Genomic DNA, 9,429 nt, shown 5'->3' on the forward strand with positions numbered 1-9,429 from the left:
TGTGAATGTTTCAACACCATCACTTTGGCACATCGATGCCGTCAGGTAACGTGAGGGCTCCTCTCTGCTGAACCCCTGCAGCCTCACACCACCCCAGAGGGGAGGGAGGCGTCCATTACATCTCCCACAAGCCGTGGCCACCGCCTTGCCAGTGCTCGTCGATCACCTGTGCAAGCGGCGTAAGCCGCGAAATAGACAACGCAGCCGGCAACGCGCTTGTCATAGTCCAGCGCTGCCTTCGCGCCTTACGGCGCTCTCACAAACAGTGGCAACGCCATACCAAGTGCGCGTCCATCACCTGTGGGAGTGGCGTAAGCCGCGAAATATGCGACGCAACCGGCAACGCGATTGCCATAGGCCAGCACTGTCTTCGCGCCTCGGTCTGGTGCTGTCTGCGCTATAGTGCGACCTCCGCCCCACCCTCCACTGCCACCATGAAATACGGCCCGCCCGACTTCGAACGCCGCATTTGTCCGCCCGATCAGCTTGCCGAACGCGTGGCCCACCTGCCGCGCCCGCTGGTGTTCACCAACGGTTGTTTCGACATCCTGCACCGAGGGCACGTCACCTATCTGGCCCAGGCGCGCGCGCTCGGCGCATCGCTCGTCGTCGCACTGAACACCGACGCGTCGGTCAGGCGTCTCGGCAAGGGCGCCGACCGTCCGGTCAATCCACTGGAAGACCGCCTCGCAGTGATGGCGGCGCTGGATTGCGTCGACCTGGTGACCTGGTTCGACGAAGATACGCCCCTCGCGCGGATACTGGACGCGCGACCGGACGTGCTGGTCAAGGGAGGGGACTGGGCGGTGGAGCACATCGTGGGCGCAACCGAGGTTGCCGGTTGGGGTGGCAGCGTGCATTCAATCCCGTTCGAGCATGCGCGCTCGACCACCGATCTGCTCAAACGCATTCGCTCACTCTGACTTCAGCTCGGACGCTCGCCCCAGCTCGCAATCTTTCCAGAGTCGTCGAACTCTGGGAATGCGCGGTCGTGCTCCATCAGCAACTTCAGCAGCGTGGAAGCATTCTCCTCGCAAAAACCGGCACGTTCCCCGTCGCGAGTCTCGGTCATGAGGTGCGTCAGCAGATCGCGACACGCTTTCTGTCCCCACAACTCGTCGATGCGCACCAGATGAGGATGTGCTGCGTAGAGTCGCGTCGTATCGGTTCTCGGCATCTTTTGTCTCCTTCACTCCACGTCTTGATGACGCGGCAAATCGTGGTCGATACGGCGATTATTGCGCGAAAACGCGCAACGGTCCGCCTTTGTCGCCTCAGCGCTCCTTTTCATTCGCCAAGGCGAACACCGGAATCGTGAGGTGTACGAGCCGCCGATTCGGCGCTCCCCGGTTCGCACCCCTGTCCGGCTCGTGTTGCCGGTAAAATGCCGGGAATGAACACGATTGTCGACCAACCCGGCGCACTGCATGTACTTGAGCATGTGTTTGGCTATGCAGGCTTCAGGGGGCAGCAGGAGGCTGTCGTAGAGCATGTGGCCGGAGGCGGCGACGCGCTTGTGCTGATGCCGACCGGGGGCGGCAAATCCCTTTGCTTTCAGATTCCGGCGCTGCTGCGTGAGGGCACCGCCATCGTGGTTTCGCCGCTGATCGCGCTGATGCACGACCAGGTCAGTGCGCTGGTTGAGGCTGGCGTATCTGCGGCCTTTCTCAATTCCAGCCTGGACATCGAGACTGCGCGCACGGTCGAGCGCGATCTCCATGAAGGTCGGCTCGACCTGCTCTATGTCGCACCCGAGCGCTTGATGACCCCGCGCTTTCTCGACCAGCTCGACCACTTGCGGGACACGCGGCAACTGGCGTTATTCGCGATCGACGAAGCCCACTGTGTCTCGCAGTGGGGGCACGACTTTCGCCCGGAGTATCTGCAGCTTTCCATCCTGCCCGAGCGCTACCCGTCGATTCCACGCATTGCCCTCACCGCGACTGCGGACCGCCAGACGCGCGAGGAGATTCGCACCCGGCTCAGGCTCGAAGACGCGCGAGAGTTCATCTCCAGCTTCGACCGGCCAAACATCCGCTACACCATCACCGAAAAACAGGACGCGCGCCGTCAGCTGCTGAGTTTCATCCGCGAGGAATGCCTGGGAGAGGCCGGCATTGTCTACTGCCTGTCCCGCCGCAAGGTCGAGGACACCGCCAATTGGTTGTGTGAACACGGCATCAACGCTCTGCCCTACCATGCGGGCATGTCGTCCGAGCAACGCGCCGAACACCAGACCCGCTTTTTGCGCGAGGACGGCATCGTGATGGTCGCGACCATCGCGTTCGGCATGGGCATCGACAAGCCGGACGTGCGCTTTGTCGCGCACATCGATCTGCCGCGCTCAATCGAGGGCTACTACCAGGAAACAGGCCGCGCGGGCCGCGACGGCCTGCCAGCACAGGCATGGATGGCTTGGGGCGCACAGGATGTGGTGCAGCAAAGGCGCATGATCGACGAGTCGGAGGCGAGCGAGCAGTTCAAGCGCCTCGCGCGGAACCGCCTCGACGTGCTCGTCGGCCTGGTCGAGGCGACGACCTGCCGCCGTCAACACCTGCTCGCCTATTTCAGCGAGCAGGCCGAACCCTGCGGCAACTGCGACAACTGCCTGAGCCCACCACAGACCTGGGACGCGACCGAAGCCGCGCGCAAGGCGCTGTCCTGCGTGTATCGCACCGGCCAACGCTATGGAGCCGGACACCTCATCGACGTGTTGCGCGGCGAGCTGACCGAAAAAGTCGTCGAGCGCGCACATGAGCAGCTCAGCACTTTCGGCATCGGCGCGGAGCTGGACGAGAAACGCTGGCGGACAGTGTTCCGGCAGCTTGTGGCGCGCGAGCTTCTCGCGGTCGACCATGAACGCTACAACGCACTGACGCTGACCGAGCACGCCCGACCACTGCTGCGCGGCGAGGCGGAATTCATGCTGCGGGTGGAATCCGAACGCAGTCGCAGCCGTGGCAAGCGCCGCAGCGCGGCCCGTCTCGAGATCCCGGGCGGGATTCCGACCACGTTGTTCGATCGCCTGCGCGCCTGGCGCACCGAGACCGCACGCGAACGCAACGTACCGGCCTATGTGATCCTGAACGACGCGACGTTGCGCGAAATCGCCATCCATCGACCGGAAACGCTCTCCGCGCTATCGGGCATCAACGGCATCGGCGACCGCAAGCTGGAGGCGTATGGAGAGGCGATTCTGCGATTGGTGGAAGAGACTGTGTGACCGGGTTCGACATCGCGGGGCGGCTCCAACTGCCTGTAGGAGCCGCGTGAGCGGCGAACTTCAGCGGCAACAACTTGCACCGGGCCGGCTTGGCTCCGGACATTCGCGGCTTACGCCGCTCCCACAGGTGATGGACGCGCATTGGGCAACGCGGACACCACTGCCTGTGAGACCGCCGTGAGGCGCGAAGACTGCCTGCCGAAAGGCCCCGCTGCGGCGCGGGGCCATTGAATCAAAGCACTTTCAACAACTCGACCTCGAACACCAGGGTCGCGTTGGGCGGAATCACGCCGCCGGCGCCGCGGGCGCCGTAGCCCATCTCGGGCGGGATCGTCAGCTTGCGGCGGCCACCTTCCATCATGCCCTGCACGCCCTCGTCCCAGCCACGGATGACGTGACCAGCACCCAGCGGAAAGACGAAGGGGTCGTTGCGATCCTTGCTGGAATCGAACTTGCGGCCGTCGGTCAGCCAGCCGGTGTAATGCACCGACACCTTCTTGCCCTTCTCGGCGACCGCGCCTTCGCCGGTTTCGATATCTTCAATGACGAGGCCGTCGGCCCGGGTTTGTTCGCTCATGCGTGAAGCTCCTTGCTGGCGCGGAATCCGATCCGCGCAGATTGAAATTCAGCGGCGCGGCTTGCGTCGCTGCGGAAAATGCTCGCGAAACTTGGCAATCTTGGGTGCGACCACGTACTGACAATAGGGTTGGTCGGCGTTGTTCGCGTAGTAGTCGCGATGGTAGTCCTCCGCCGGCCAGAACTCGGCCGCCGGCTCCACCTTGGTAACGATCGCCGAGGGAAACACGCGGGCCTCCCCCATTTCCTCGATCAGAGCCAGCGCGGTGTGCAGCTGGGTCTCGCTGGTCGGGAAGATCGCCGAGCGGTACTGGGTGCCGACATCATTGCCCTGACGGTTCAATGTCGTCGGATCATGCACCACGAAGAAGATCTCGAGCAGCTCGCGGTAGCTGATGACGTCAGGATCGAATTCGATACGCACCACCTCCGCATGGCCGGTGCCTCCACCGCAGACCTCACGATAGCTCGGGGATGAAACATGGCCGCCACAATAGCCCGACTGCAACCCCAGCACCCCTTCGACATCTTTGAACACTGCCTCGATGCACCAGAAACAACCGCCACCGAGAATGGCGGTCTCCGATGCTGCGCTCAACTCCTTGTCCGACATGCATGGCTCCTGCTGGATGAGATGTCACTGTGACATGCGCCGTCGCAGATCATTCCTGGGATTCCAAACCCAAACGTGACATGCGCCGCACGATCACCCCAGGGCAGGCTGAAACAGCGCACCCAACGCAGCACCCGGATCCTCGGCGCGCATGAACGCCTCACCCACCAGGAAGGCGCGGACCTGGTGTTCGCGCATCAGTGCGACGTCGGCGGGGGTCAGGATGCCGGACTCGGTGACCACGATGCGGCCGGCCGGGATCCGTTCGAGCAGGTCGAGTGTGGTCTGCAGGCTGACTTCGAAGGTGCGAAGATTGCGGTTGTTGATGCCGACCAGCGGTGTGCGCAGCTGCAGCGCGATGTCGAGCTCGGCAGCGTCGTGCACTTCCACCAGTACGCTCATGCCAAGCGACTCGGCGACTGCCTCCATCTCGCGCATGACCGGGAGATCGAGCGCGGCGACGATGAGCAGAATCGCATCCGCCCCCATCGCCCTCGCCTCGAAGACCTGCCAGGGGTCAATGAGAAAATCCTTGCGCAACACCGGCAGCGCGCAGGCGGCGCGGGCGGCCTGCAGATAGGCGGGATCACCCTGGAAGAACTGACGGTCGGTGAGCACCGACAGACAGCTCGCGCCCGCACGGGCGTAGGCCGCAGCGATCTCGGCGGGGCGAAAGTCCTCACGAATGACGCCCTTGGAGGGGCTCGCCTTCTTGATCTCGGCGATTACCGCAGAACGCCCGGCGGCAATGCTCGCACGCATCGCACCGGCAAAATCCCGCACCACGGGTGCAGCCCCTGCGGCATTGCCGATGGCCGCGAGAGATCGCTCGGCCTGACCTGCGGCCAGCTCTTCGCGTTTGACCGCGATAATCTTGTCCAGAATGTCGCTCATCTTCCGCTTACCCGAAACTGCGCGAAAACTTGACGAACTCGTCGAGCTTGGCGCGCGCTGCACCATTGGCGATGAGCTCGCGAGCCTGATGGATGCCATCACCGATGGACGGCACCAGGTTGGCGGTGTAGAGCGCCGCGCCCGCGTTCAGGATCACGATCTCACGCGCCGGACCCGGTTTGTTCTCGAGCGCGCCGTACAGCATGCTCATCGACTCCTCGGCGTTCTCTACCCGCAGGTTGCGACTGCCGGCCATGGCCAGGTCGTAATCCTCCGGGTGAATCTCGTACTCGATGATCTCACCGTCACGCAGCTCTGCAACCATGGTCGCAGAGCCGAGACTGATCTCGTCCATACCGTCGAGCCCGTATACCACCAACACATGGTTGGCACCGAGCTGCTTCATGACCCGGGCCTGGATGCCGACAAGGTCGGGATGGAACACGCCCATCAGGGTGTTCGGCGCGCCAGCCGGGTTGGTCAGGGGACCCAGAATGTTGAAGATGGTGCGCACCCCCATCTCACGACGCACTGGCGCGACATTCTTCATCGCGCCGTGGTGGTGGGGTGCGAACATGAAGCCGATGCCGGTGGCCTCGATGCACTGCGCGACCTGCTCCGGCGTAAGCGACAGGTTGACCCCCAGGGCCTCCAGTACATCGGCGCTACCGCTCTTGGAGGACACACCGCGGTTGCCATGCTTGGCTACCCTGGCACCGGCTGCGGCGGCAACGAACATCGTCGCGGTCGAGATATTGAAAGTGTGCGCCCCGTCGCCACCGGTGCCGACCACATCGAGAAAGTGATCATGCGGGGGATCGACGCGCACCTTGGTGGACAACTCGCGCATCACCGTCGCTGCAGCCGCGATCTCACCGATGGTTTCCTTCTTGACGCGCAGGCCGGTGAAAATGGCCGCAGTCATCACTGGCGAGATCTCGCCGGCCATGATCTGCCGCATCAGTGACAGCATCTCGTCGTAAAAGATCTCGCGATGCTCGATCGTGCGCTGCAGCGCGGCCTGTGCGGTTATGGTCATCGTCCGGTCTCCTGTGTTTGTCCGATCGCCCCGCTCAGGCGGGCTGGCCGATTCGCGTATCGAGGAAGTTCTTGAGCAGCGCATGGCCGCATTCGCTCATGATGGACTCCGGGTGGAACTGCACCCCCTCCACCGCCAGCGTGCGGTGACGCACACCCATGATCTCGCCATCGTCGGTCCACGCGGTGACTTCCAGACATTCCGGCAGGCTCTCGCGCTCGATTGCGAGCGAATGGTAGCGGGTGCAGGTCAGCGGATTCGGCAGGTCGCGGAACACGCCCTCACCGTTGTGATGCACCGGCGAGGTCTTGCCGTGCATCAAGCGCTTGGCGTGCACGATCCGCCCACCGAAGGCCGCGCCGATGCTCTGGTGGCCAAGGCACACACCGAGGATCGGAATGCGGCCGGCAAAGGCCTTGATCGCCGCGACCGAGACGCCGGCTTGTGCCGGAGAACACGGGCCCGGCGAGATCACCAGCTGCGCCGGCGCATAGTGTTCGATCTGCTCGACGGTGATCTCGTCGTTACGGTAGACCTTGACGCGGGCACCCAACTCACCGAAATACTGCACCAGGTTGTAGGTGAAGCTGTCGTAGTTGTCGATCATCAGCAGCATAAAGACGGTATCCTATTGATTTGCAAGGCTTTAGTTCCAGCTTTCCGGGCTTGATACCCGCTTGGATACCCGCAATTTCGTTCGATACCCTGTGCGATGGTCTGGAACTGCCGACACCAAACGCGGCATTTTCGCACGTATCGGCTTTCGCATAAACTGTCAATGAGGGGCGAAGCTGGCACCGCTGGCATGAAGCCGCATCGGACGCACAACAAGAAAGGGGAAACCATGAAAGGAATTGCAGTTCTAGCGGTCGCAACGGCGCTTCTTGCCGGTTGCGCCACCCAAGCGCAGAAAGCCGACGAAGCCTTTGACGTATACAAGGCAACGCTACCCGAACCAAACGCCGACTATGGTAGCTATCCCGACAACTACCAAGAGCTAATCAAGGCGTACATGACGAAGACGCTGAAAGACCCCGAATCGGCGAGGTACGCCGAATTCAGCACGCCGCGCAAAGAACACGCCATAGCGAACAAGCGCGCAATCTACGGCTATTCGTCGTGCGTTCTGGTGAACGCCAAGAACTCTTACGGCGGATACACCGGCAACCAACAATTTTGGTTCTTCTACCAAAACGGGCAGATTGTCAGAACGCAGAACGTAACGACCGGAATGAACATCATCTATCGCGGTCGCCCGATCAACTGCCAGAACGGCTAACGAAAAAAAAACCCGGCACGAAGGCCGGGCAAAAGTCCCATGGCACTGGGGTTCGGTTAGAACTGAACGCGCGTCGAAGCCTTCGCGGCAAGTGTGGGGTTGTAGAAGCTGTTTCGAACACTGTTCGCAGCCTTGGCGAACTTCGGCGCAAGTTCGGCAAGCGCAATGCTGCTAGTCATGCGCTTGTAAGCGTCGGGCAACCATTTTTCGGTCGCTTCGAAACGAAGCTTCGAATGCGTTTCGGGGTTGATGCCCACAAGGAAGCCGGGCGAATGGAAGATAACGGCGGCAACGTCCTTGCTTTCGAGCATGGCCGCACGAATCTTCGAAGGGCCGTCGGCCTTGTTCGCAAGCTCCCGAATGTAGCTGCGAATTTCGCTTTCAAGCGCGGCATGGCTGGCACGGGGCGAAAACTCCCGTTCGGCCTGCGCTACGCCGTCGCTGTACAGCAGTTCGGCCCGGCGTTCGATGGCGGCTTTCGACTTTTCCAAGGCTTCCACGGTGCGCGCGGCAACAACGCCCGCGACTTCGTGCCGCTGAACTTCGTTGCGGGTTTCGTCCTTCAACAGTCGGGCGATGGTTTCGACGCCATCCCGCAGCGCGATTTGTGCGTTCAGAATGTCCGGCCCTACGTCGCTGTCGAACTTTTCGGGGTCGCCAAGGAAGGCTTTTCGGCCCGTTTCGGTTGCTGCCAGTTCGAGAAAGCCGCTTGCTTGCGGCGTCTGAACAAGGCTGTTCGTGTATGCCGGGGCTGCGGCGTTGGTCGTTTGGTTCATGGTGAAATTCCTTCGAAGTTTGCGGCGCGGAATGCGCCGACGCCTGAACGGTTCGCGTCATCAGCCCCCTATTCGACGAATTCGCCGGTTGTGCGGTCGAAGGTGCGACCGTCTGCCAGTTCAACGAAGCGCGCGCCCTTTTCGCCTTTGCGCGTCGGTGCGGGTACGTCTTCGGCGATGGTGCCCACAATATCGGGCGCTTCGGTCGCCGGTTCGTTGGTGCGGCTGCGGGCAGTTGCCAACAGTTCCTTTTGCTGCCGTTCTGCCGCCGCTTCCCATTCCGCAGCCGAACCGAAGTCGGGCATAAGGGCAAACCGGCCCGCAAACGCGCGCAGCGGCCCGCTGGCGGGGTTTTCGCCCGCCCGCCAATACCCAACCACCCGAACGGGCAAATCGGCGCTTACGGGGCCGCCTGCAAGGTCGGCGGGGTTGTAGTGAAGAACCCGGTTCGGCGACGGCTTGCGGCGTTGCTTTTCCAGCTTCGACAGCCGGGCTTTAAGTCCGATGCGTGCCATCAGTGCAAGCCCCCGCGTTGTTCCAAGGCTTCGATGCGCGCTTCTAGTTCGCTGTCCGACAGGATGCGCGACAGAATCGAAAGCATGTTGGCAAGGCGCGAAGCGTCGGCAACGTCGATTCGACCGCTACGGGCTTCGCGGTACAGCTTGGCAAGCTCCCGGCTTACGTCGGTCGAAGTCGCCAGTTTGGCGCGGGCGTATTGCTTGGGCATGGGGGGTTCCACGTCATCTTCAACTGTGACGCGGCCTTGCCAGCCATCGGCGTGCAAATCGGTACTATTTTTCATGGGTCTGTTCCTCAAATTTCCAGCCTTGAACTTGGCAAAGAAGCGTCGCCAGTTCGACGATGGTTTGCCGTCTTTCTTTCGCCATGCGGCCTTTGCTTATGGGCACCTCGAATAACGCGAGGTTTTCGTTGAATCCCGCCGCCAAACAATGACAGCGACCGAACTCGGTTCAATTTCTCCGGCAAATCACCGCTTTTCTCTGCGGTGTCGCCCCGTTTTCTCTTCGA

The 9,429-nt window shown here is 62.1% G+C and carries 13 protein-coding genes; 3 read left to right on the forward strand and 10 right to left on the reverse strand.

The window, feature by feature from the left end:
• Positions 1–434 precede the first annotated feature (434 nt).
• Positions 435–923: a D-glycero-beta-D-manno-heptose 1-phosphate adenylyltransferase gene (rfaE2, locus tag GPA21_RS17000; RefSeq protein WP_168989303.1), complete on the forward strand. Its 489-nt coding sequence runs from the start codon at positions 435–437 to the stop codon at positions 921–923.
• Between the two features lie 2 nt (positions 924–925).
• Here rfaE2 and GPA21_RS17005 read toward each other — a convergent pair whose 3' ends face one another.
• Positions 926–1,177 (reverse strand): hypothetical protein, encoded by a 252-nt coding sequence (locus GPA21_RS17005; protein WP_168989304.1) that lies wholly within the window; start codon positions 1,175–1,177, stop codon positions 926–928.
• A gap of 216 nt (positions 1,178–1,393) precedes the next feature.
• On the opposite strand from GPA21_RS17005, the gene recQ reads away from it, so the two are divergent.
• The gene (recQ, locus tag GPA21_RS17010; protein WP_246262033.1) at positions 1,394–3,223 is read left to right on the forward strand and encodes a DNA helicase RecQ; all 1,830 of its coding nucleotides are present in this window, start codon (positions 1,394–1,396) and stop codon (positions 3,221–3,223) included.
• 232 nt (positions 3,224–3,455) lie between these two features.
• Here recQ and GPA21_RS17015 read toward each other — a convergent pair whose 3' ends face one another.
• The 5 genes from GPA21_RS17015 to GPA21_RS17035 form a co-directional block, all read right to left on the reverse strand.
• Positions 3,456–3,800: an FKBP-type peptidyl-prolyl cis-trans isomerase gene (locus tag GPA21_RS17015; RefSeq protein WP_168989306.1), complete on the reverse strand. Its 345-nt coding sequence runs from the start codon at positions 3,798–3,800 to the stop codon at positions 3,456–3,458.
• A gap of 48 nt (positions 3,801–3,848) precedes the next feature.
• Positions 3,849–4,412: a peptide-methionine (S)-S-oxide reductase MsrA gene (msrA, locus tag GPA21_RS17020; protein WP_168989307.1), complete on the reverse strand. Its 564-nt coding sequence runs from the start codon at positions 4,410–4,412 to the stop codon at positions 3,849–3,851.
• Positions 4,413–4,505: 93 nt separating this feature from the next.
• Positions 4,506–5,306 carry an indole-3-glycerol phosphate synthase TrpC gene (gene trpC, locus GPA21_RS17025; protein ID WP_168989308.1) on the reverse strand — a complete coding sequence of 267 codons (801 nt, stop codon included), beginning with the start codon at positions 5,304–5,306 and terminating at the stop codon, positions 4,506–4,508.
• Between the two features lie 7 nt (positions 5,307–5,313).
• Entirely contained in the window at positions 5,314–6,345 is a 1,032-nt protein-coding gene (trpD, locus tag GPA21_RS17030; RefSeq protein WP_168989309.1) for an anthranilate phosphoribosyltransferase, read from the reverse strand.
• A 34-nt stretch (positions 6,346–6,379) separates the two neighbouring features.
• Positions 6,380–6,961 (reverse strand): aminodeoxychorismate/anthranilate synthase component II, encoded by a 582-nt coding sequence (locus tag GPA21_RS17035; protein ID WP_168989310.1) that lies wholly within the window; start codon positions 6,959–6,961, stop codon positions 6,380–6,382.
• A gap of 162 nt (positions 6,962–7,123) precedes the next feature.
• Between GPA21_RS17035 and GPA21_RS17040 the strand changes: the two genes are divergently transcribed.
• Entirely contained in the window at positions 7,124–7,624 is a 501-nt protein-coding gene (locus tag GPA21_RS17040; RefSeq protein ID WP_168989311.1) for a hypothetical protein, read from the forward strand.
• 56 nt (positions 7,625–7,680) lie between these two features.
• Here the strand turns inward: GPA21_RS17040 and GPA21_RS17045 are convergent, their stop codons facing one another.
• The 4 genes from GPA21_RS17045 to GPA21_RS20685 form a co-directional block, all read right to left on the reverse strand.
• Entirely contained in the window at positions 7,681–8,400 is a 720-nt protein-coding gene (locus GPA21_RS17045) for a hypothetical protein (protein WP_168989312.1), read from the reverse strand.
• A 68-nt stretch (positions 8,401–8,468) separates the two neighbouring features.
• Positions 8,469–8,915, reverse strand: a complete 447-nt coding sequence (locus GPA21_RS17050) for a hypothetical protein (RefSeq protein WP_168989313.1) — start codon at positions 8,913–8,915, stop codon at positions 8,469–8,471.
• On the reverse strand, positions 8,915–9,202 hold the full coding sequence (locus GPA21_RS17055) for a hypothetical protein (RefSeq protein WP_211163661.1): 288 nt from the start codon (positions 9,200–9,202) through the stop codon (positions 8,915–8,917). Before GPA21_RS17055 ends, GPA21_RS17050 begins: the two co-directional genes overlap by 1 nt.
• Before the next feature lie 11 nt (positions 9,203–9,213).
• Positions 9,214–9,429 (reverse strand): hypothetical protein (locus tag GPA21_RS20685; protein WP_211163662.1); only part of this gene is annotated, 216 nt, incomplete at its 5' end.

The sequence above is a fragment of the Azoarcus taiwanensis genome, assembly GCF_012910885.1.
GTDB classification, from domain to species: domain Bacteria; phylum Pseudomonadota; class Gammaproteobacteria; order Burkholderiales; family Rhodocyclaceae; genus Azoarcus_F; species Azoarcus_F taiwanensis.

Bases quoted from the DNA above. Each gene is read 5' to 3' on its own strand.
- recQ (WP_246262033.1), top strand. From the start codon at position 1,394: ATGAACACGATTGTCGACCAACCCGGCGCACTGCATGTACTTGAGCAT.
- msrA (WP_168989307.1), bottom strand. From the start codon at position 4,412: ATGTCGGACAAGGAGTTGAGCGCAGCATCGGAGACCGCCATTCTCGGT.
- GPA21_RS17015 (WP_168989306.1), bottom strand. From the start codon at position 3,800: ATGAGCGAACAAACCCGGGCCGACGGCCTCGTCATTGAAGATATCGAA.
- GPA21_RS17035 (WP_168989310.1), bottom strand. From the start codon at position 6,961: ATGCTGCTGATGATCGACAACTACGACAGCTTCACCTACAACCTGGTG.
- rfaE2 (WP_168989303.1), top strand. From the start codon at position 435: ATGAAATACGGCCCGCCCGACTTCGAACGCCGCATTTGTCCGCCCGAT.
- GPA21_RS17050 (WP_168989313.1), bottom strand. From the start codon at position 8,915: ATGGCACGCATCGGACTTAAAGCCCGGCTGTCGAAGCTGGAAAAGCAA.
- trpC (WP_168989308.1), bottom strand. From the start codon at position 5,306: ATGAGCGACATTCTGGACAAGATTATCGCGGTCAAACGCGAAGAGCTG.
- GPA21_RS17005 (WP_168989304.1), bottom strand. From the start codon at position 1,177: ATGCCGAGAACCGATACGACGCGACTCTACGCAGCACATCCTCATCTG.
- GPA21_RS17040 (WP_168989311.1), top strand. From the start codon at position 7,124: ATGAGGGGCGAAGCTGGCACCGCTGGCATGAAGCCGCATCGGACGCAC.
- GPA21_RS17055 (WP_211163661.1), bottom strand. From the start codon at position 9,202: ATGAAAAATAGTACCGATTTGCACGCCGATGGCTGGCAAGGCCGCGTC.
- trpD (WP_168989309.1), bottom strand. From the start codon at position 6,345: ATGACCATAACCGCACAGGCCGCGCTGCAGCGCACGATCGAGCATCGC.
- GPA21_RS17045 (WP_168989312.1), bottom strand. From the start codon at position 8,400: ATGAACCAAACGACCAACGCCGCAGCCCCGGCATACACGAACAGCCTT.